The sequence below is a fragment of the Christiangramia sp. OXR-203 genome (genome assembly GCF_034372165.1).
In the GTDB taxonomy this organism is placed as follows: domain Bacteria; phylum Bacteroidota; class Bacteroidia; order Flavobacteriales; family Flavobacteriaceae; genus Christiangramia.
The window spans coordinates 2,394,778-2,417,283 of sequence record NZ_CP139698.1 but is presented as its reverse complement, the minus strand read 5'-3'; the positions used below and the strand labels follow the sequence as shown (position 1 = coordinate 2,417,283).

General features: G+C 39.4%; 23 protein-coding genes. 7 read left to right on the top strand and 16 right to left on the bottom strand.

The window, feature by feature from the left end; all coding sequences use genetic code 11:
• Positions 1–3 precede the first annotated feature (3 nt).
• The 3 genes from T8I65_RS11215 to recF are packed head-to-tail and all read right to left on the bottom strand — an operon-like array spanning position 4 to position 1,803.
• Entirely contained in the window at positions 4–306 is a 303-nt protein-coding gene (locus tag T8I65_RS11215; RefSeq protein WP_322300691.1) for a DUF721 domain-containing protein, read from the bottom strand.
• Positions 284–727: a lipocalin family protein gene (locus T8I65_RS11210; RefSeq protein WP_322300690.1), complete on the bottom strand. Its 444-nt coding sequence runs from the start codon at positions 725–727 to the stop codon at positions 284–286. The genes T8I65_RS11215 and T8I65_RS11210 overlap by 23 nt, the downstream gene beginning before the upstream one ends.
• Complete coding sequence (gene recF / locus T8I65_RS11205; protein WP_322300689.1) at positions 724–1,803, bottom strand: DNA replication/repair protein RecF; 1,080 nt, start codon at positions 1,801–1,803, stop codon at positions 724–726. The genes T8I65_RS11210 and recF overlap by 4 nt, the downstream gene beginning before the upstream one ends.
• 147 nt (positions 1,804–1,950) lie before the next feature.
• Here recF and T8I65_RS11200 point away from each other — a divergent pair, with 147 nt between their 5' ends.
• The 7 genes from T8I65_RS11200 to T8I65_RS11170 all read left to right on the top strand — a co-directional run bounded on the left by T8I65_RS11200 (position 1,951) and on the right by T8I65_RS11170 (position 8,165).
• Positions 1,951–2,724, top strand: coding sequence for a tetratricopeptide repeat protein (locus T8I65_RS11200; protein ID WP_322300688.1), 774 nt, complete (start codon positions 1,951–1,953; stop codon positions 2,722–2,724).
• Positions 2,725–2,727: 3 nt separating this feature from the next.
• Positions 2,728–3,234 carry a 6,7-dimethyl-8-ribityllumazine synthase gene (ribH, locus tag T8I65_RS11195; RefSeq protein WP_322300687.1) on the top strand — a complete coding sequence of 169 codons (507 nt, stop codon included), beginning with the start codon at positions 2,728–2,730 and terminating at the stop codon, positions 3,232–3,234.
• Between the two features lie 106 nt (positions 3,235–3,340).
• Complete coding sequence (locus tag T8I65_RS11190; protein WP_260443423.1) at positions 3,341–3,634, top strand: hypothetical protein; 294 nt, start codon at positions 3,341–3,343, stop codon at positions 3,632–3,634.
• Positions 3,635–5,488 carry a DNA mismatch repair endonuclease MutL gene (gene mutL, locus T8I65_RS11185; RefSeq protein WP_322300686.1) on the top strand — a complete coding sequence of 618 codons (1,854 nt, stop codon included), beginning with the start codon at positions 3,635–3,637 and terminating at the stop codon, positions 5,486–5,488.
• Positions 5,488–6,231: a rhomboid family intramembrane serine protease gene (locus T8I65_RS11180; protein WP_322300685.1), complete on the top strand. Its 744-nt coding sequence runs from the start codon at positions 5,488–5,490 to the stop codon at positions 6,229–6,231. The genes mutL and T8I65_RS11180 overlap by 1 nt, the downstream gene beginning before the upstream one ends.
• Complete coding sequence (locus tag T8I65_RS11175; protein ID WP_322300684.1) at positions 6,231–7,136, top strand: rhomboid family intramembrane serine protease; 906 nt, start codon at positions 6,231–6,233, stop codon at positions 7,134–7,136. Before T8I65_RS11180 ends, T8I65_RS11175 begins: the two co-directional genes overlap by 1 nt.
• Positions 7,137–8,165, top strand: a complete 1,029-nt coding sequence (locus T8I65_RS11170) for an endonuclease/exonuclease/phosphatase family protein (protein WP_322300683.1) — start codon at positions 7,137–7,139, stop codon at positions 8,163–8,165. It begins immediately after the preceding gene.
• Here T8I65_RS11170 and T8I65_RS11165 read toward each other — a convergent pair.
• The 13 genes from T8I65_RS11165 to T8I65_RS11105 all read right to left on the bottom strand — a co-directional run bounded on the left by T8I65_RS11165 (position 8,160) and on the right by T8I65_RS11105 (position 22,506).
• Positions 8,160–8,795, bottom strand: a complete 636-nt coding sequence (locus T8I65_RS11165; protein WP_322300682.1) for a WbqC family protein — start codon at positions 8,793–8,795, stop codon at positions 8,160–8,162. The genes T8I65_RS11170 and T8I65_RS11165 overlap by 6 nt on opposite strands.
• Positions 8,796–8,797: 2 nt before the next feature.
• Entirely contained in the window at positions 8,798–10,360 is a 1,563-nt protein-coding gene (gene lepB / locus T8I65_RS11160; protein WP_322300681.1) for a signal peptidase I, read from the bottom strand.
• A gap of 49 nt (positions 10,361–10,409) precedes the next feature.
• The gene (gene dapB, locus T8I65_RS11155; RefSeq protein WP_322300680.1) at positions 10,410–11,123 is read right to left on the bottom strand and encodes a 4-hydroxy-tetrahydrodipicolinate reductase; all 714 of its coding nucleotides are present in this window, start codon (positions 11,121–11,123) and stop codon (positions 10,410–10,412) included.
• Positions 11,124–11,717 (bottom strand): DUF5683 domain-containing protein, encoded by a 594-nt coding sequence (locus T8I65_RS11150; RefSeq protein WP_322300679.1) that lies wholly within the window; start codon positions 11,715–11,717, stop codon positions 11,124–11,126. It abuts the gene before it with no gap.
• On the bottom strand, positions 11,707–12,612 hold the full coding sequence (locus tag T8I65_RS11145) for a ParB/RepB/Spo0J family partition protein (protein ID WP_141878242.1): 906 nt from the start codon (positions 12,610–12,612) through the stop codon (positions 11,707–11,709). The genes T8I65_RS11150 and T8I65_RS11145 overlap by 11 nt, the downstream gene beginning before the upstream one ends.
• 2 nt (positions 12,613–12,614) lie before the next feature.
• Positions 12,615–13,379 (bottom strand): ParA family protein, encoded by a 765-nt coding sequence (locus T8I65_RS11140; protein ID WP_141878241.1) that lies wholly within the window; start codon positions 13,377–13,379, stop codon positions 12,615–12,617.
• A 149-nt stretch (positions 13,380–13,528) separates the two neighbouring features.
• Positions 13,529–16,360, bottom strand: coding sequence for an insulinase family protein (locus T8I65_RS11135; protein ID WP_322300678.1), 2,832 nt, complete (start codon positions 16,358–16,360; stop codon positions 13,529–13,531).
• Positions 16,361–16,513: 153 nt separating this feature from the next.
• The gene (locus T8I65_RS11130) at positions 16,514–17,395 is read right to left on the bottom strand and encodes an SDR family oxidoreductase (protein ID WP_322300677.1); all 882 of its coding nucleotides are present in this window, start codon (positions 17,393–17,395) and stop codon (positions 16,514–16,516) included.
• 19 nt (positions 17,396–17,414) lie between these two features.
• On the bottom strand, positions 17,415–19,544 hold the full coding sequence (scpA, locus tag T8I65_RS11125) for a methylmalonyl-CoA mutase (RefSeq protein WP_322300676.1): 2,130 nt from the start codon (positions 19,542–19,544) through the stop codon (positions 17,415–17,417).
• A 5-nt stretch (positions 19,545–19,549) separates the two neighbouring features.
• A complete protein-coding gene (locus T8I65_RS11120) occupies positions 19,550–20,950 on the bottom strand; it encodes a methylmalonyl-CoA mutase subunit beta (RefSeq protein WP_322300675.1) in 1,401 nt (466 codons plus the stop codon).
• Between the two features lie 25 nt (positions 20,951–20,975).
• On the bottom strand, positions 20,976–21,290 hold the full coding sequence (locus T8I65_RS11115) for an FtsB family cell division protein (RefSeq protein ID WP_322300674.1): 315 nt from the start codon (positions 21,288–21,290) through the stop codon (positions 20,976–20,978).
• A 19-nt stretch (positions 21,291–21,309) separates the two neighbouring features.
• Positions 21,310–21,918, bottom strand: a complete 609-nt coding sequence (udk, locus tag T8I65_RS11110) for a uridine kinase (RefSeq protein ID WP_026914810.1) — start codon at positions 21,916–21,918, stop codon at positions 21,310–21,312.
• Between the two features lie 120 nt (positions 21,919–22,038).
• Positions 22,039–22,506: a c-type cytochrome gene (locus tag T8I65_RS11105; RefSeq protein ID WP_141878234.1), complete on the bottom strand. Its 468-nt coding sequence runs from the start codon at positions 22,504–22,506 to the stop codon at positions 22,039–22,041.

Here is a 22,506-nt window from a genome sequence, read left to right as displayed (position 1 = left end):
AAATTAACGTAAAACCAGCTTTTTGACCAATTCCTGGTTCATTTCCTCGTTAAGGTTTTTAATGATCTTTTCCTTTCCATAACTTAATTCCTCTCTTAGTACAGAAGAACTCAATTGCACGAACAGCGTGTCATGCTTCAGTTTAAGTCCGGTAGTGTATTTTGCAATCGCAGGCCCCATTTGGTTATTCCATACTTCCCGTATCTGTACCTGATTCAATCCTTTCGTATCCAACTTGTTCTCGCCTACAAAACTTTTCAGCAGATCACCGAGGACCATTTCCTCATTCTTTCGTCTCTTCTTCATTTGTGCTAATTAAAGGTTCGTATTTTTTATAATAATATTTTTTATCATCGCGATTTTTGATGACCAGTTCATCTTCCGTAGCTATTAGAACCGTTTCCTGCCATTCATCGAAAGCTGTACTATAATATAGGTTCAAAACATCATCTTCGATCTTCGCGGTAATTTTTTCTGAATCATTTGAAGCTTTTATATAACCACCATCGATCTTTGGCTGAAGTTTCTTTCGAAAACCAACACTATCCTTGATCTCTATATAATCAATGTATTGGCTCAAACTATATTCTACTACAGAGTCATTCTCAACTTCCACTTTCTCGATCGTCCAGTACCCGGTGAGATTTTGCAATTGTTGATTGGGGTCTGTGTTCGTACAGGAAGTTAGAACTATAGCAACTAATAATAAGTAGAAAGCTTTTTTCACAGTTTAAAAATTTTATAAGATTGATTACTTCCTTTTACAACCTTCTCGGTTCTATCTGCGTGAGTATCACTAAGAAAGATCTGTCCAAGTTCATTGGTAGCCACTAATGCTACTATATGAGCAACCCTGTTTTCATCAAGTTTGTCAAAGATATCATCCAGAAGGAGAATAGGGTTCACCTGGCTAATTTTTTTTATAAAATCGAACTGTGCCAGTTTTAATGCGATCAAAAAGCTCTTTTGCTGTCCCTGGGAGCCGAACTTTTTAATAGGGTGACCCTCGATTTCAAAACTAAGGTCATCTTTATGGGTTCCCACAGAGGTGTATTGTAAAGCCATATCCTTCTGAAGATTTTCTTCAAGCAGTGATAATAAAGACTTTTCAGATAACTGACTCCTATAATTAATATCTACGATCTCTTTATTATTAGTAATATCGGCATAACGTTTATTGAAGATCGGTATGAACTCCTTGAGAAAGCTTTTTCGTTTTTCGAATAGATCCTGTCCAAGCTTACTAATTTGATGGTTGTAAACTTCCAGGGTATCACGATCGAAAGTAGAATTGGCAGCGAAATACTTCAATAATGAATTTCGCTGTGAGATCTGTTTCGTATAATTCAGTAATGATTGGAGATAGGATTGATCACTTTGAGAAATAACGCCGTCCATAAACTTTCTCCTTGTTTCTGAACCTTCAATAATAAGATCACGATCTGCAGGAGAAATGATCACGGTAGGAATAAAACCTATATGATCACTCACTTTATCGTAGGTTTTATTATTTCTTTTGATCACCTTTTTTTGTCCTTTCTTAGCGCTAACCAGGATCTTTTCAGCTTTCTCATTCTTTTCGAATTCTCCATCCACGACGAAGAATTCAGCATCATGATTGATATTCTGAGAAGTGATCGGATTAAAATAGCTTTTTCCGAAGGAGAGATGGTAAATACTATCCAGAACGTTAGTTTTTCCAACGCCGTTATTACCAACCAGGCAATTGATCTTATTGTCAAAAGTAAATTCAGCCGTCTTTAGATTCTTGTAATTGAGAAGACTAAGATTTTTTAGATGCATAAATGGCTGTTTTTCAGCTAGAAATATGAGAAATGAAGAGGTATTTTGAAAGCTGCAAAAGGACTTCAAATTATTCAAAAAATACAAATATTTTCTCTTTTAATTTTCACAAAATATTATATTTTTGCCACGCATTAAAAATTTTTTATGGCATCTTATAAGAAAAGAGGATACAAGCCTTCCGGGAAATCTGAGAAGGAACAAATCGAAGAACAGGAATCAACAACTGCTGAAGTTTTTAACAGTTTAGATGAAGGGGCAAGTAGAACCGAAACCTGGGTCGCCGATAATCAAAAGTATATCTACATTATTGTGGGAGTTGCTATCGTTGCTGTACTTGGATACCTTGGATATAATCGTTTTATCCATGAACCAAAACAGAACGAAGCTGCCAATGAGATGGCAATGGCACAGAACTACATGGCTTCAGCTCTTAGAGCAAATGGAGCACAGAGTGATTCCCTTTACAATCTTGCACTAAATGGTGGGGAAGGTAAATACGGATTCCTTGATATTATAGAGAATTATAGTGGTACCGATGCTGCGAATCTTGCAAAGTATAATGCCGGTTTCGCTTATCTAAGAACTGGAAAGTATCAGGAAGCTATCGAGCAACTGGAAGGATTTAGTAGTGATGATGAGATTTTCTCTGCACTAGCAACTGGTGGAATTGGAGATGCTTTTCTGCAGCTAGACCAGCCGGAAGAAGCTTTAGGTTATTACGAGAAGGCCGCAGAAATGCGTACAAATTCATTCACCACCCCAAGATTTCTTCTAAAAGCTGCGATCACTGCAATTAATACTGGTGATGCTGATGCTGCGGAAGAATATTTAATGAAGATCGAAGAGGAGTATGCAGATTCTCCTGAAGCAGATAAGGTGGCGGTCTATCTTGGACAGGCTCGCGCTATGAAAAAATAATATATGGCTACAAAAGGTAATAACCTTTCAGAGTACGATAAAAATACGATCCCAAACGCGAAAGACTTTCGGTTTGGGATTGTTGTTTCTGAATGGAATGAGGAAATAACACAAGGTTTGTTTCAGGGTGCATTTGATGCGTGGATCGAAAATGGTGTGCAAAAGGAGAACATTGTACGCTGGAACGTTCCAGGAAGCTTTGAACTTATTTACGGCTGCAAGAAAATGCAGGAAAGTTTTGAAATGCTGGATGCAATCGTTGCCGTTGGAAATGTAATACAGGGAGAGACTAAGCATTTCGATTTTGTATGTGATGGTGTAACCCAGGGTATTAAAGACCTTAATGTACAAACAGATATCCCGGTCATATTTTGTGTGCTTACAGATAATAATATCGAACAGTCTCGAGCCAGAAGTGGTGGAGAACACGGGAATAAAGGAACAGAAGCTGCAATTGCCGCAATAAAGATGGCTCAGCTTAGAAAGGACGCAAAATTCTACAAAGGATAAGCGGGATTTTCAAAACGGCATTGTCTTTGTGTTCTTATTAATCGAGTAAGGCTTCGGAATTCTGAAGCATTTTGAGTAAATTTGGAACAGCAAACAATCTACAGTTTTGAAAATTAATTTAGGCAAGATCAGGAAAAATACCAGGTATAATTACACTCCTCGTTATTATAAGGGGAAGGATACCGGGAATGTCTATGATTTTGACTCAAAATTCAACAAATACAGAGAGGCTACAAATGCGATCGATTTTGGTTCTCACTGGGCTGAGGCTCGTGAATCCAGTCGAACGCGAGGTAATAGAAGTATAAACCGTCGTGTGGTATATATTATAGTAGTACTCGTCTTTATTTGCCTGTGGATATTAGATTTTGATTTGTCCATTTTCTCGAATCCCCGTTAGATGAATAACATTATTCAACTGTTGCCCGATCATGTTGCAAACCAGATCGCTGCGGGTGAGGTGGTTCAACGGCCGGCTTCAGTAATCAAAGAACTTCTCGAAAATAGCATAGACGCTCATTCTGGTCGTATACAGGTAGTCATTAAAGACGCTGGTAAGACCTTGATTCAAGTCATTGATGATGGTGCTGGAATGAGTATCACAGATGCGCGCATGAGTTTTGAAAGACATGCAACTTCTAAAATAAAAATTGCCGATGATCTTTTTGCCTTGAGAACCAAAGGTTTCCGAGGTGAAGCCCTCGCATCTATTGCTGCGATCGCGCATGTGGAGTTAAAGACGAAGACAGAGAACGACGAAGTTGGTACCTGCATCAAGATCGAAGGGAGTAAGATCTCTGCCCAGGATCCCTGCGTAACTCCACAGGGAACCTGTATCAGTGTTAAGAATCTTTTTTATAACATACCAGCCCGAAGGAATTTTTTAAAGTCTGATAATGTTGAAACCCGGCATATCATTGATGAATTTCAACGTGTGGCGCTGGCGCATCCAGATATTAGTTTTTCACTTACTCATAACGGGAACGAATTATTTCAATTACCTGCGGCCAATCATCGCCAGCGAATCACCAATATTCTCGGTGGAAAAACAAACGAAAAACTTGTTCCGGTTGAAGAGGATACTGGTATTGTTAAAATTTCCGGATTCGTGGGGAAACCTGAATTCGCAAAAAAGAGCAGGGGAGAACAGTTCTTCTTCGTGAATAATCGTTTTATTAAAAGTCCGTATTTAAATCATGCTGTTGTAGCATCTTTTGAAGGGCTGCTGAAAGATAAAAGCTACCCGAGTTATTTTCTTTATCTGGATGTAGATCCAAAAACGATCGATATTAACATTCATCCTACTAAAACTGAGATCAAGTTTGACGATGAGCATGCCTTGTACGCTATCTTAAAAAGTGCGATCAAGCATTCGCTCGGGCAGTTCAATGTAGCGCCTATTCTGGATTTTGATCGGGATTCTGAATTGGATACACCGTATAATTACCAGACAAAACAGGCGAGCGCGCCGCAGATCGAGGTAGATAGAAATTTTAATCCTTTTCAATCTGAAAACTCTGCACGCTCATATAACCCAACAAATTCTGGATATAGAAAAGAAAAGCCTGCCGAATGGGAGAGCCTGTACTCTGGATTGGAATCTGAGTCAACGGCAGACGTAGATGTTCGGCAAATAGAATTTGAAAGTGAAGAGGTTACCGGTAATCTTTTTGCCGGAAAAGAGGATGAGATCGAGAAATCCACCTTTCAGCTTCATAAAAAATATATTATTTCCACCTTAAAGAGCGGTATACTCGTTATTGATCAACACCGTGCTCATACACGCATCCTATACGAGGAATTATTAAAGAATATTACTGTTTCTGCAGCAGTTAGTCAGCAATTATTATTTCCTTTGAAACTTCAGTTCAATCATCAGGAAATGGAGATGCTGCAGGAGATCAAAGAATCGCTGGAACAGACCGGTTTTATCTTTTCATCATTCGATAAGGATGAAGTGGAGATCTCTGGGATTCCAACGCTGATCTCAGAAAGTGAAGTAGAAATGTTACTGGAACAGCTCATTGCCGACTTTGAAAAAGACGTTCCTGATAATGGATTTTCTCAAACCGATCTATTATCAAAATCCTTGGCAAATTCAATGGCAGTACGTTCTGGAACCATGTTGAATTCAGCTGAGCAACAACATATTGTTAACCGACTTTTTGCCTGTAAAGAACCGGCTCTAAGTCCTTCAAATAGAACCATTTTCACTACGCTATCTATAGAGGAACTGGACAAAAAATTTGCCTGATGGGAAGAATTACGGATACGGTAAAGACGTTATTGATTATCAATGTGATATTTTTCATTGGGAGTCAGTTATTAGGTGATGTAGCCTACGAGTATTTCGCACTCTGGTTCGTCAAGAATCCGAACTTCCAGGTTTGGCAGGTTGTAACCCATATGTTCATGCATGGTGGTTTTACACATATTCTTTTTAATATGTATGCATTGTGGGCTTTTGGTGGACCTATAGAGCAAATGCTGGGACAGAAAAGATTTTTATTTTTTTACTTCACAGCCGGGATTGGAGCCGCTTTGCTACATACCCTCGTGAATTTTTATGGGTACCAGTCGGGAGTTCAGGATTTACTGGATGCCGGGATGAATATGACCCAGGTGGATAACTTCTTCTTAAGCGGGGAGTATCCAAAAGCTATTCTGGACACTGTTCCCATGGATACTTTACAAAGTGCCTACGAAGCCTTCACTACACCTGCTGTTGGGGCTTCCGGAGCAATATATGGGATTCTGGTAGCGTTTGGTATGATGTTTCCTAATGTAGAATTATTTCTGTTATTCGTGCCCGTACCAATTAAAGCTAAATATTTTATCCCTGCGATCATTCTATTAGACCTGTTCTCAGGGGTGACTGGCTATTCATTATTTGGAGGGTCTATAGCACATTTTGCCCACGTTGGAGGCGCCCTTTTCGGGTTCCTGATGATGTATTACTGGAAAAAGAATCAGTTTAACGACAATCGCTGGTACTAATGAGCGCAGCAGACAAAATAAGATTTAAGTTACAAACTGCTACGGTAGTGGAGAAGCTTATTGCGGTGAACGTACTGGCGTTCCTTGTTTTCTACCTATTCAGAACCATTGCCTATTTATTCAATATACCTTCAGATTTTTTACTGGAATGGTTAGTTTTTCCGAAGGAGCCGCTGGAATATATTATGAAGCCATGGTCGATCATTACCTATGCATTTCTACATAGCGGCATCTGGCATATTGTATCCAATATGCTTATTCTATATTTTTCGGGAATCTATTTTCTGAATTATTTTTCACCTAAAAGACTACTGAATTACTATTTCCTGGGGATTATCATTGGAGCGTTGGTCTATATGCTTAGCTATAACCTTTTTCCAGCATTCCAGGGTACAGGTAAATCTTATCTGATAGGAGCTTCCGCAGGAGTGATGGCTGTACTTATAGGAATAGCCACACACGTCCCGAACATGAGAGTGAGATTAATGCTGATAGGCAGTGTGAAATTCTGGTATATCGCCGCATTTCTGGTTGCACTTGATGTCATACAAATTCCAATGGGTAACGCAGGGGGTCATTTTGCGCATCTTGGAGGTGCAGCTCTAGGGTATATTTATACTAAACAGCTTCAGAAAGGAAATGATATTGGAAAATGGTTCGAGAATATTATGGATAGTGTTGCAGCTTTATTTAAACCAGCCGAACGCAAGCCAAAAATGAAAACCGTTCATCGTAACAAGACTCAGGCTGCAAAACCACGCAATATAAAAACGAAAACTTCCTCAAGTAAAAATGAGAAACAACAAAAAGTAGATAACATCCTTGACAAGATCAGCAAAAGCGGATATGAAAGTTTGTCCAAGGCTGAAAAAGACTATTTATTCCAGGCCGGTAAAGAAGACTAGATGAAGAATCTAAATCTTTTCGACAAGCTTGTCTTTGTACTTAATTCGCTTGCAGCTGCGGCTTTACTGTTCTCCTACTTATTACCTCATGTTCCTCCAAAGACCTTTCCGCTACTTTCTGTACTAAGTCTGGGAGTACCGGTACTCATTATTTTAAATACACTTTTTCTGGTTTACTGGTTGATCAGACTTAAAAGACAATTATTGCTTTCCCTGATCGTGCTTTTACTAGGCTATAATTATATCTCTGTCTTTGTAAACTTCGGAAATGATATCGATAAAGAACTGGAAGCAGATCTTACATTAATGAGTTATAACGTTCGAATGTTCAACGCCTATAACTGGACCGAAAGGACCGATATTCCTGAAAAGATCACTGCTTTTGTAAAAGAAAAGGATCCGGATATTCTTAGTGTGCAGGAACATTATGTTGGTGCTGCCGAATTATCGAAAATCTATCCATATAAGTACGTTAAGCTGAAGGGTAAGAATTCAGAATTTGGATCGGCGATCTTTTCTAAATATCCAATTTTAAAGGAGCATTCCGTAGACTTCCCCCATGATGGGAATAACAATGCAATATATGCGGATGTTCTGGTAAATAATGATACGCTGCGTATTTTTAATGTGCATTTCCAGTCATTAAATATTAAACCAGGGATCACCGATCTTAAGAACGAAGATTCAAAGAAATTACTTGGTAGAATTGGTTATGGCTTCTCTCTACAGCAGGAACAGGCAGAAATGATGATGAAAGAAGTAGACAGATCCCCTTTTAAGACCATTATTATGGGTGATTTTAATAATACCAGCTTCTCTTATATTTATGACCTGGTGCGTCAGGATGGTCGATTTAACGATGCATTTTTAACGGCTGGTACAGGCTTCGGAAAAAGCTTTAAACTGAATTATTTTCCACTTCGTATCGATTTCTTATTGATAGAAAAGCAAATGGAAATACTCGAATTTCAAAGATTTGAAGTTGACTTCTCAGATCATTTCCCAGTAACTACTTCAATTAAACTATAAAGTTTGTTCCTTTAGGTAAGCCAGTGATGCTGGCCCTTCATTAAAGATAAGGTCGAGAACACACAGGTTGTTTAAAAAACCTTGCTTCTCTTCAAAAACCTGGTGATACCTCTCGCTTTCAAACCCAGAATCTAATTTGGCATTTATAAGGTTTCTACGATCAACAGTTCCCTCCGGCTTCAGTTCAAATTCTGATGTTTGATCAAAAGTCCATTCTATCTGCAAGGAATTGGCGACAAATTCCATACAGCGATAATTGAAATCCAGTAGGTATTTGAACTTATTTTTGTAAAGTGGTCTTAATTCATCTTCGTAAAACTCGAAGAAAGGAGAGGTCTGGTACGACGCTTTAAACGCTCGCCAGTGTTGCAACTGCCAAGGGAATTCATTCTCGATCTGTATATCCCGATATTTTTGCCTGGTTTTTTTTGGGAGCCCTAAGGCAGCACTATGTTTAATTGGAATATTCAGAGTCAGTTTTCCGTTCGCGTCATATATATACATGCGATTGCGATAGGTTTGTTTCTGGTAATTATCTTCAGATTCAAATACTACTGCTTCAGCTTTGGTAAAAGCAACCCATTGGCTCACAGGTCCAAAATAGGAGGGATGTAATAAAACCGGATCCATTTCTATGCTTCTCTACGTTGTTTGAAAAATTTCCACCCAAAGAAAATAACCAGGGCGATCAGGAAATATGGTAAGAACGAAGTTGGATCACCATCGCCTTTAACCGTGGTAAATACACGCTCCCAGCGTATTTTATCAAAACCGCTGGCATTGGAATCCCAGCTCAACCAGATGAATACAGGTTTACCTACCACATGATTTTCTGGGACATAACCCCAGGTTCTGCTATCTTCAGAATTGTTCCTGTTATCTCCCATCATCCAGTAATAATTCTGGTGGAACGTGTATTCAGAGATCGGGCTTCCATTCAACAATACCTGGGTTCCATTAAGGCTTAGTTTATTATTCAAACCATATTCAGAACCTTCATAAGTTTCGATAATCTCCTTGTAAAACGGCATACTTTCAGGAGTGATGTCTACAGTAACACCTTTTTTCGGAATATAGATGGGACCAAAATTATCATTGTTCCAGCGTGCGCGGTCATTTGGAAACAACCTGCTGCTTTTAGATAAAGTATCTGCCGCTCTTTTGATGCTGGCCACATTGGGATGATTCTTAAGTCTTTCAAAAGTCTCTTCTGTAATAGCAACGAAAGTAAATTCATTTGTGGCTGGATTATACCCAAAACCATCTGTAATATCATAAACTTTGTATAGCGTTTGAGGACTGAATGGTTGCCCTTTAGTAACACCGGTATAGGTAAACTGTGGTTTAGCTCTTTCCGGTAATTGTAGTTGCTCTCCGTTAATATATACCAATCCATTCTTTACTGATAATGAATCTCCCGGAACTCCCACCGCACGCTTCACATAATTGGATTTTTTATCGATGGGTTTTTCGTAATACTTCCCATCTCCATATTGCTGAAAAGCATTTACGGTATCTACTGGCCAGTTGAATACGACAATATCGTTACGTTCTATATCTTCAAAACCGGGAAATCTAAGGTACGGGATCTTTGGATCATTAAGATATGACTTTGTATTTACTACAGGAATTGTATCGTGTACCATTGGAAAGGCCACTGCAGTCTTCGGTATTCTTGCACCGTAATGGAATTTGCTAACCAACAGAAAGTCACCTACAAGCAAAGTTTTTTCGAGAGAGGATGTAGGAATGGTAAAGGGCTGCATAAAGTAAGTATGCACGATAGTTGCTGCAATTACCGCAAATAGGATGGAACTAACCCATTCACCAACTTCAGATCGCGGCTTAAGGTCTCTATCTACGATATATGAATCGTTGGTAGCATAATTTACATAGTAAATATAAAATCCTAAGGTTAGAATTACCGCAAAGGTCTCGGCAGTAGAATTTCTACCGAAGCTTCGAATCGTTTCCACCCAGGTAACTGGTATGATGATCAGGTTTACGATGGGAATAATGAAAAGTACAACCCACCATTTTGGTCGGTTAATGATCTGCATTAGAACTACTGCATTGTAAACCGGAATCGCAGCTTCCCATGCCTTTCTACCTGCACGCTGATAAAGTTTCCAGGTCCCTAAAAAATGAACCACCTGTATGATCAGGAAAAAAATGAACCATTCGGTAAATGTCATATTGATTTCTTTTACTGGTTAGGCTGAAAACGCCTGCATTTGTTACAATTTAGTTCTTAAAAAGATCTGCAAGTACATCTTTCATGCTATAAATACCTGTTTTGTCTTGAAGATATTCTGCAGCGACCACAGCTCCAAGGGCGAATCCCTGCCTGTTTTTAGCGGTATGTTTAATCTCTATAGTATCGATTTCAGAATCGTAGCTAACCACGTGGGTTCCTGGAACATCTTCAATACGCTTGGCATGGATCGGGATTTTATTCTCATCTGCCGAGTCTAATTGCCAGCCCTTTAATTGCTTGTTTTCATGAATGATCTGTTCAGCAAGGCTAATTGCGGTACCACTAGGGGCATCCAGTTTTTTAGTATGATGAATTTCCTCGATCTCTACGGAATAATCTTCCAGACCTTGCATCATCCCCGCTAGTTTTCGGTTCAATTCGAAAAATACGTTGACCCCTAGACTAAAATTTGAAGCGTATATAAATGCTGAATTTTCTTCGGAACAGATTTTCGTTGCCTTTTCATAATCATCCAGCCATCCGGTAGTTCCGCTTACAACGGGTACTCCAGCTTTAAAACAAGTAGTAATATTTTTAAATGCAGCATTGGGTATACTGAAATCTATAGCGACATCTGCCTTTGTGAGATCATGTTTTTCGATACCATCGCTTACTTTCAGTACAATCTCGTGACCTCTGTTTTTCGCGATTTCTTCAATGGTTTTACCCATTCTTCCGTAGCCTAAAAGAGCAATTTTCATTTAAAAATTAAAGTTTAAAGTAAGTCCGTAATTAGTTTTTCCGGTAAGTGAATTGAAATCGAAATTAGGTTGAAGCGTTAGATCTTCATCTACGTTAAACTGTCGTAAATGAGCCTCTACATTGGCGTCGATGATATTCAGAATATATACACCAACCGTCACCAGCAATGAGATCTCTTTATTTTTTTGATATACTTCCTGAGCTCTTATAAGACCATCTGTACTAACAAATACCTTTTCGTCCTTGCCGTTAAATTGATCTTCTCTACCTGCGATCCTGTTCTTATAGGCGTCCCGGTATTTTGAGTATTGCTTGTCATTATCGAGGTAGTAATAAATTCCAGTAGCCAGTCCGCCGTAAGCGATAGGAATTTTCCAATAGCTGCCATTATAAGCCTGTCCTAAACCGGGAAGTATTGCCGAGTAGAAAGCAGCCTTTGCCGGGGCAAGTGCGTTATAGGGTTCGTAATCCTTCTCTACAACTTCGGTTTCAACACCTTCTTTTACCTGAATGCTCAAAGAGTCGGTTTGCGCCTGTATTCCTGAAAAAGTGATCAGAACTAGAAATATACAAAGTAGTGATCTATTCTTCACTTTTGATCAGGTTTTTGATACGCTCAAAATCTTCTTCCGAAGAAAATGGAATAGTTAGTTTTCCACTTCCTTTTTTGGTCACCTTTACATCAACCTTGGTTCCCAGGTATTCTGAAAATTCCTTGATTCCTTTTTTATAGGTTTTTGGTACGCTGGTCTTAGCAGTTGTATTTGCTGAAGTCTTACCCTTGCCGTTAAGCTCACGAACTAATTGCTCGGTTTCTCGAACCGACAATGATTTTTGAAGGATCTTCTCGTAAATGTCAAGCTGTTGCTGCGTGTCATCAATATTTATGAGCGCACGGCCATGTCCCATGCTAAGGAAACCATCTCTCATTCCGGTCTGGATGATAGGATCCAATTTCAAAAGCCTGAGGTAATTGGCAACTGTAGACCTGTTTTTCCCAATCCTGTCACTTAATTGTTCCTGGGTTAACTGGATCTCATCGATCAATCTCTGGTAAGAAATAGCAATTTCTATAGGATCCAGATCCTGTCTCTGAATATTCTCTACAAGCGCCATTTCCAGCGATTCCTGGTCGTTTGCGATTCGAATATAGGAAGGGATGGTCTTTAGACCTACCAGTTTTGATGCTCTAAATCTTCTTTCTCCAGATACCAGCTGGTATTTGTCAAAATCAAGTTTTCTTACCGTAATTGGCTGGATAACTCCGAGTTCCCGGATAGAAGTAGCAAGTTCCTTAAGCGAATCTTCGTTAAAACTGGTTCTTGGCTGAAATGGGTTTACTTCAATAGAAGATAGTTCCAGTTCAACAATATGCCCAACGAGTTTATCGGCATTTTTATCTTCTGCAGATTTTATATCGTTATCAGGATCTTTTAATAAGGCTGAAAGTCCTCTCCCCAATGCCTGTTTTCTGGTAGCCTTAGCCATTTCTATTCGTTTTTCTTAATAATTTCATGTGCCAGGCTTAGGTAATTGCTGGCTCCTTTACTGGAAGCGTCATAGTTTATGATACTTTCTCCATAACTTGGTGCTTCACTTAAACGAACATTTCGCTGAATGATTGTTTCGAAAACCATCTCATCAAAATGTTTTTTAACCTCATCTACCACCTGGTTAGACAAACGTAATCTTGAATCATACATAGTTAATAGCAAGCCTTCAATATCGAGCTTGTTATTATGCAATTTTTGAACGCTTTTAATGGTGTTGAGTAATTTCCCCAGACCTTCCAGTGCAAAATATTCACATTGAATAGGTATGATCACAGAATCTGAAGCAGTAAGTGCATTTAGCGTAAGTAGCCCAAGAGAAGGAGCGCAATCTATCAGGATATAATCATACAGTTCCTTCAAAGGAGTAATAGCCCGTTTCAACATGCTTTCCCTGTTCTCCTGATCCACTAATTCAATTTCTATGGCAACAAGATCAATATGTGCCGGGATAATATCCAGGTTTGGAGAGTTGGTTTTTTGAATGGCGTCTTCTGCTTTTACCGAGTGCTCCAATAGTTGATAAGTTCCATTTTCCACTTCCTCAACATCTATCCCCAATCCCGATGTGGCATTGGCCTGTGGATCGGCATCAATCAATAAGATCTTTTTCTCTAAAACCCCAAGTGAAGCTGCAAGGTTTACAGATGTTGTGGTTTTACCCACTCCTCCCTTTTGGTTGGCAATAGCAATGATTTTACCCATTAATTCAGTCTGATTTTTGAAAGGTAAAAATACAATTTATTATAGGTTTAGAAAATGTATTTGTTAACAGCTTCTGAAGAATTCTTAAAATAAAAAACCGCCGTCAGGTTAATTCTGGCGGCGGTCAATTAAACAAAAATTTTCTCTATTTATTCTGCTGAAGCTTCTTCAGTTTCTGGCATTAGAACTCCCAGTAAATAATTTGAACCTAAGAATTCTTCCGCTAGTTCCTGAAGCTCTTCTGCTTCAAGATCATCAACCATTTCATTGAATTTGTTGATCTCGCTTAATTTGAAACCTTCTTCTTCAGCTTTTCTAAGCTGTTGCATCCAGAATCTGTTTTCCTGTAACTGTTCCTTGCGCTGTACCTTAAAGGTCTCTTTCACTTTTGCAAGATCTTCGTCCGTAGGACCTTCAGTTCTTAGCTTTTCAACTTCAGCAAGAGCAGCTTTAGTAAGCTTGTCTACGTTCTCAGGGCCGCAAGGGAAGGAGATCGAAAAGTTGTAGCTGTTATAAGGAATTTTAGACATGTTTCCGCGAGCTCCAACTCCGTAAACACCGCCTTCTTCTTCACGCAGTTGTTCTACCAGTTTAATGGTAAGAACTTCTCCAAGTGCAGAAAATGCAAGATCATTTTCTTTGTCGTATTCAGTTTCACCATTCCAGATAATGCTTACCTGGCTTTTAGGATCTGAACCTTTATAGACAGTTTTAGTACGCTGCTCGTCGGTTTTCTCTCTAAATACTGGCGCTTTGTACTCTTCATCAGAATTGGAAGCAGGAAGACTTGCGATATAAGTGCTGGCGTATTCCTTTAATTGAGCTTCATCTACATTTCCAACAAAGAAAAATGTAAAGTCTGAAGCATCAGCAAAACGTTCCTGGTATTTCTGGTAAGCAAGATCGTAATCCATTTCGTCATACTTTTCTGGAGTAGGGAAACCTACATATCTCGTATTACCTTCATTTCTGAACTTACTTAACTCATTCTGAAAATAGAAGTTTGGATTGGACATCAGGTTACCTAGAAAATTCTTCTGTTTAGTCACAAAAGACTGGTATGCCTCTTCATCTTTGTTAAGATCTGTAAAATACAAATGGATCATTTGCACCAGGGTCTCGAAATCCTTAGGAGTAGAAGATCCATTTAAACCTTCAGAATAAGTAGATATCTGCGGATTCACATTCACGATCTTACCACTCATCATTTTATTCATGTCATTCTTATCTAAACCTCCTACACCAGCTTCATTAAGACCAGCATTGGCATAAACTGTGGACATGTATTCATCGTCTGAGTATAAAGAGTTTCCTCCTTCACTATAAGCTGAAAACAGGATCTCATCATTTTTGAAATCAGTTTTCTTCAGCATTATTTTAGCACCGTTGCTAAGAATCATTGTCGTAATACCCAATTCTTCATTGGTAGTTGATTCTTTTACAGATCCCTTTTCGGGCATTTCAGTAATCAGATTTTCGCGGACTTCTTCATCTGCATACTTCTCGATCTCTGAGTTTTTAACTTCATTAAGAACGGCAAGTACTTGCTCTTCAGAAATCTTTTTAACCGATTCTTTTTCTGGACCGGTGAAAACGATCACTCTATTTTCATCATGCAGGAAGTTGTTTATCAATCCATTGATGTTGTCCAGTTTAATGTTATCAAGATTGTTCTTAGCAAATTCATAGGTCCATTCTGTTCCAGGTATTGGTGAATCTTCCAGGAAATGACTTACGTATTGTCCAATAATTCTATTACTTTCCTGCTTGTCACGGTCCTTGTAGGCTTTCTCAAGACGGGCAAGATATTCTTTCTTGGCTCTTTCAAATTCAGCTTCGCTAAAACCATACCTTTTTACTCGCTCATTTTCTGTTACCAGTGCTTTTAGAGCTTCCATTTGTGAATTCTCTCCTGTCATAGCAAAGGACTGGTATGCGTTTTTCTTTGGGGAATATGTTCCGCCGTAATAAGAAAAACCATAAGTAAATGGAGGAGTAGAGGAATTAGCAAGTTCCTGCAGCCTGTTATTTATCATAGAGGAAAACATGTTTTTCTCCACTTGTTTTTTGTAATCTGCTATAGTCACTACATCTTCCGCTTCTTCCATATCCTTATAATAGATACTAACCTGGCTGAAATTAGCTTCAGGGTCTGATGCGATAGCTACAAAAGTTGAATCATGGTTAGGTACACCATATTCTTTACGTTCTACCGGGTTTTCTCTGGCTTCAAGATTTGAGAAATGAGATTTGATCTTTTTTTCGATAGTTTCCACATCAAGATCACCAACGGCAATAACCGCCATAAGCCCTGGACGGTACCAGTCCTTATAGTAGTTACGAATAGTTTCGTAATCTGCATTCTCGATCACGTCTTTCTTTCCTATTGGAAGTCTTTCAGCATATCTTGAATTGTACATTACCTTCGGAAGGTATTCCTGCATCATTCTTTTATCTGGCCCAAGTCCAAGTCTGTATTCTTCCAGCACAACTCCTCGTTCGCCGTCGATAGCTTCTTCAGTAAGAAGAGCATTATGCGCCCAGTCTTCAAGAATGGTGAAGCCTTTTTCAAGTTTTTCAGGATCATCACTTGGAATTGGCAGAATATACACTGTTTCATCAAAGCTGGTGTAAGCGTTAAGATCTGCTCCAAATTTTACTCCAATGCTTTGCAGGTAATCTACCAGTTCATTTTTTTCAAAATTCTTGGTACCGTTAAAGTTCATGTGTTCGATAAAATGAGCAAGACCTTGCTGATCATCGTTTTCCAGAATAGAGCCTGCTTTAAGCGCGAGACGTAATTCTAATTTGTCTTCCGGCTTCCCATTGTTGCGAATGTAATAGGTTAGACCATTGTCAAGTTTCCCGATCTTCACATTTGGATCCATTGGAATCTCATCGGTATCGCTAGTTTGAGCGAAACCAATACCAGTAAATACCAGGAACAGCATCCATAGGTTGCCTGTTAGGTTTTTTTTCATAATAATTTGAAATAGGTGTTAATTAATTGCGTACAAGATAATATTTCAAATCAATTAATGTATAAAACTGACACGGTAATGTCTAAAAAATAACATTGAGCTTCATAAAAAAAACCGGGCTACGAGGCCCGGTTTAAATTATGAAGTGTACAACTACTTTCCTCTTTTAGATTTGATCATTTGTTCCAGCATGTCCCACATTTCTTCAGGAACATCTTCCAGTAAATTAAACTGTCCGGCACCTTTCAACCATTCTCCACCATCTATGGTGATCACTTCGCCATTTACATATGCAGAGAAATCTGAAACAAGATATGCCGCGAGATTTGCCAGTTCCTGGTGATCTCCAACTCTCTTAAGGGGGACTTTTTTAGCCAGATCGAACTTTTCTTTTAGATCCCCTGGTAGTAATCTGTCCCATGCGCCTTTAGTAGGAAAAGGTCCAGGGGCGATAGCATTAGATCTAATCCCGTATTTCGCCCATTCTACTGCAAGAGATCTGGTCATGGCAAGTACACCGGCTTTTGCGGTAGCACTTGGAACTACATAAGCAGATCCCGTCCAGGCATAGGTAGTAACGATATTAAGAATATTTTTGTTTTCTTGCTTTTCGTCGATCCAGTGTTTCCCGAAAGCAAGCGTACAGTTTTTACTACCTTTTAAAACGATATCTATAATAGTGTCAAAGGCATTGGCACTCAAACGTTCTGTTGGAGATATAAAATTACCAGCTGCGTTGTTCAGGAGAATGTCTACAGATCCAAATTCGGCTACCGCTTTTTCGCGCATAGCTTCCACCTGATCGTAATGTCTCACATCACACTGCAAAGGAAGACATCTTCCACCGGTTTGTTCTTCCAGTTCTTTTGCTACTTTCTCCAGCTTTTCCATATTTCTGGAAGTGATCGCAACGTTTGCTCCCAGTTCCAGGAAATAAGTGGTCATCGATTTTCCAAGACCACTACCACCGCCGGTTACAACTATCGTTTTTCCGGCTAAAGCATCATCACGGAGCATTTTTTTCTTTAAATCCATATTTTGGTTGGTTATATGATTATTCGTCGATTAATATTTCTAGTAATTGTATCGCAGCATCACTAATCTTGGTTCCCGGGCCAAATACAGCCACGGCTCCAGAATCGAAAAGAAACTGATAATCCTGAGATGGGATCACACCTCCAACGATGACCATGATATCATCACGTCCTAGCTTCTGAAGTTCTTCAATAACCTGGGGAACAAGGGTTTTGTGTCCAGCAGCCAGTGAAGATACCCCAAGAATATGAACGTCATTTTCTACAGCCTGTTGTGCTGCCTCGGCAGGAGTCTGGAACAATGGTCCAATATCTACGTCAAAACCAAGATCGGCATATCCGGTAGCTACTACTTTCGCTCCACGATCGTGACCGTCCTGTCCCATTTTCGCAACCATGATCCTGGGTCGGCGACCTTCCATTTCAGCGAACTTGTCGGCCATTTCTCGAGCCTTTTTAAATGAGCTGTTGTCTTTCATTTCTTTTGAATATACTCCGCTGAATGACTGAATTTTAGCTTTATATCTACCATAGACGCTTTCGAGTGCATCACTAATTTCACCTAATGTAGCACGATCACGTGCTGCTTCAACGGCAAGTTCCAGTAAGTTAGCATTTTCTTCTTTAGCAGCTCTGGTCAGTTTTTCAAGGCTATTTTTCACCTTATCTGAATCTCTCTCCGATCTTATTTTTTCTAGCCTGGCGACCTGTTGTTTTCGCACGGTTTGATTGTCTACTTCCAGAGTAACCATATCATCTTCCTTATCCAGACGATATTTGTTCACACCTATGATCACATCTGTTTCGCTGTCTATCCTGGCCTGCTTTCTGGCAGCAGCTTCTTCGATCCTCATTTTTGGAATCCCGGCCTCAATAGCTTTGGTCATCCCTCCAAGTTCTTCAACTTCTTCAATGAGCTTCCAGGCCTTGGCAGCGATCTCTTCGGTAAGCTTTTCAACATAATAGCTTCCAGCCCATGGATCCACCGTCTTGGTAATATTCGTCTCCTGTTGAAGATAAAGTTGCGTATTTCGAGCTATTCTGGCGGAAAAGTCGGTTGGCAGTGCGATCGCTTCATCGAGAGCATTGGTATGTAAACTCTGGGTTCCACCAAAGGCAGCTGCCGCTGCCTCGATACAGGTTCTCGCCACGTTATTAAACGGATCCTGCTCGGTCAAGCTCCATCCACTTGTTTGTGAGTGTGTTCTAAGACTTAGGGATTTAGGATTCGTAGGATTAAATTGCTTTACCAATTTTGCCCATAACATTCTTCCTGCGCGCATTTTGGCGATCTCCATAAAATGGTTCATTCCAATCGCCCAGAAAAACGAGAGTCTTGGCGCGAAACTGTCTATTTTCATTCCTGCATCTAGTCCTTTACGAATATATTCCAGTCCATCAGCCAGCGTATACGCAAGCTCAATATCGCAGGTAGCACCGGCTTCCTGCATATGATAACCGGAAATACTAATGCTATTAAATTTCGGCATTTTTTGAGATGAATACTCAAATATGTCTGAAATGATCTTCATGGAAGGAGTAGGAGGGTAGATATAAGTATTCCTTACCATAAACTCCTTTAATATATCATTCTGGATCGTACCTGACAATAATTCTGGTTTTACGCCCTGTTCTTCCGCAGCAACGATGTAGAACGCCATAATGGGCAGAACTGCTCCATTCATAGTCATGGAAACCGACATTTTATCCAGCGGAATCTGGTCGAAAAGGATCTTCATGTCCTCTACCGAATCTATCGCAACCCCGGCTTTACCAACATCTCCAACTACACGTTCATGATCGCTGTCATATCCTCGATGGGTGGGCAAGTCGAAGGCTACAGATAGTCCTTTTTGTCCTGCAGCTAAATTTCGTCTGTAAAAAGCATTACTTTCTTCGGCGGTGGAAAAGCCTGCATATTGTCTTATCGTCCATGGTCTGCTCACGTACATCGTACTGTATGGTCCACGTAAATAGGGAGGGATTCCGGCGGCGAATTCAAGATGTTCTGCTTCTGAAAGGTCTTCTTTCGAGTAAGATGTTTTGATCTCTATCTCTTCGGGAGTCTCAAAGGTCTCCGCACTTATTTTCTTTGCTGAAGATAGATCTTTATCGTTTAAGCTTATATGTTGAAGGTCTTTACGTGACATCTTTCTTAATTTTGAGAGGTTTCTGCAGAAGTTTCCTTTTCCAGTCGTTTTTGCTCCATCGCTTCACTTAATCTTCTTTCCAGGATTGGCTGTAAAAGCGTTTTTCTTGGGTTCTGCTTTAAAAAAGGGAATAACTCAAGATCATCTTTCATCCTGTCTTCAGGATTTTCAAATTTGTTAGTTCCAATAAGGATCAATTCTCCCGAATCAAATTTAAGTTGTTCTTCTTTCGCGCTTTGTTTGATCTTTTTCTGAATAATTCCTTCTTTAAGCTCCTTTAAAAAACCGCCACCTTTTTCGATATCCTTGAATATCTGTAAAGCTTTTTCAGCAATTTGGCGTGTGATGCTTTCTATATAATAAGTGCCTTCAGCAACATTTCCTACTTTTCCAAAATAGCTTTCGTGTCTCATCACCAGCAATTGATTGCGGGCAATGCGGTCACCAAACTCGTTATTTTTATGGTAGATCGCATCGTAAGGCAAATTGCAAATGCTGTCTGCACCTCCAAGGATCGCACTCATACTTTCTGTGGTGGTTCTAAGCAGGTTAACATTGAAGTCGTATAAGGTTTTAGTTCGTTTTGTTGGTTCAGCAACAATATGACAATCTTTATGGAACCCGAATTCTGGTGCAATGGTAGCAAATAGCCAGCGTAATGCTCTTATTTTTGAAATTTCGAAAAAATAATCTGATCCTACCGAAACGTAAAATTGAATTTTAATACTCGCCTTCTTTTCTGATTCCAGTCCTTCAAAATAATGTAGATATTCTGAAACCTGGGCAAGTGAATATGCCAGTTGCTGCGGAATATTTGCCCCCGCATTTTGATATAAACCCAGGTCAATGCTTAATACTGAAGCAAAACCTGAGCTTTTCTGTATAATATTTTCTAATTCTGAATGATCAGATTTCAGGTTTTCGAACCAGTTTCCAGATCGGGCCAGGTTGCCTATAATATCATTGCGCAAGTAAACCTTTCGATTAGTCTTACTAATTTCCTTATCCAGCTTCAGAATAAATTCTGAATTCAGGAATTCACATTGCAGGTAAACCGGAACTTCTTCAGATATCGACTTCAGAATTTCTACGAAATCGATTTCTTCAGAAGCTAAAATGAACCATAAAGATTCAGTTCCCTTCTGTAGTTTCTCCTTGGCTTTATTCACTGCGGAAGCTTCAGAAGTGATATAGATCTTTTCACAGATGTTCCAGTGAGCCGGATTGGGGATCGAAAGACTTTCTGAAATATCTTCCGAAGAATAGAAGGGTTTTATATCAATGCCGTGGAGAGTTTTGGTAACCAGTTTCTCGTTATAATCGGCACCTTTAAGATCTGCCTGGATCTTTTGTTTCCATTGCTTTGCAGAAACATTTTCAAATTCCTGAAATAACAATTGCTTCATGATTTTAGTTTTTTGGCGGGCGAGATCAATCTATAGTATCGTACTCGATAATATAAATATCTTCATTGGGTCTTTTCATATAGTACTTCTGGCGGGCAAAACGTTCGAGTTGCACCGAATCCTGAAGATCTTCGATGATAGCCTTGTCTTTCGCGATCTCTTCCTGATAATAGCTTTTATTTCGCTGAAGTTCTTCTATTTCCAAATCCAGTTCATGATGTATAAACCAGGAATTAGTATCCAGAAAGAACATCCAGCCTATGAAAATAATGCTTATCAGTACATATTTGTTGCTGATAAACCGGAACCATCGTTTTTTACGCAGGTCTTTTAATTTCATAGTTTTTAAAGATACAAAATTAGCTTAAGCGATCTTTGATAATAGTCTGAACGATGTCAACAGCCACCGTATTGTAGCGATTGGTAGGAATGATGATATCAGCAAATTCTTTGGTAGGTTCTATAAACTGCTGATGCATTGGTTTTAAAGTCGTCTGGTATCTCCAGAGCACTTCTTCAAGATCACGACCGCGATCTGCAATATCACGTTTTAAACGCCGAATCAATCGCTCATCACTGTCTGCATGAACGTAGATCTTGATGTCAAAAAGATCGCGAATTTCAGGATGGGTGAGGATAAGGATCCCTTCAACGATCACTACTTTTCGAGGATGTATCTCTACAAACTCTCCGGTTCTATTGTGTTCCTTAAAAGAATAAACCGGTTGCTGAATGTTATGACCAGCGCGTAACTGTCTTAAATGTTCAGCCAGAAGATCGAAATCTATTGATTTGGGATGGTCAAAATTTATCTTTTTACGCTCTTCAAAAGTAAGATGAGAGGTGTCCTGGTAGTAAGAATCCTGGGAGATTACATCTACCTCTTCATGTTTTAGTTCATCGATGATTTGATTTACAACCGTAGTCTTACCACTCCCGGTACCACCGGCGATCCCAATAATTAGCATGTTTCTAGAATTTTTGCAAAGGTAATATTACTTTTTAAAAATCTTCGGAAAGTGGAGCACGCCTTTCGAAATAAAAAAAACCGACTTGTAAAAGTCGGTTTTGAAATTGTTGATGGTTTCTTACTCAGCGCTTTCCTTGACAGCAGCTACTTCTTCAACCGTCACCATATCGTCTATATTGTTGCTCCAGGAGTTCATGACGTAGTTCATTGCATCTGCAACTTCCTGGTCACTCAAGCCCATTGGAGTCATTACGTTGTCATATTTCTCACCGTTCACTTCAATAGGACCTTTCATTCCATATTTAACACCGCGAATGCTTTCTTCACGCTTTTCTGTAAGCCAGTTTGAACCATCGAGTGGAGGATAGGTTCCTGCAATCCCTTTCCCGTTTGGTAAGTGACAGGTCACACAAAGATCTGAATAAATACCTTTTCCTCTCTTAATACTTGCAGTTAGCGGCGTTTGTTCGCTGGACTTTTCCGAAGAAGGAATTACGTAAGATTCATCTTCGGTTTCATTTTCTTTTTTATCAGATTTACAAGCCACCATCGCGGCTAATCCAAATACGAAAAGTAGTTTCTTCAT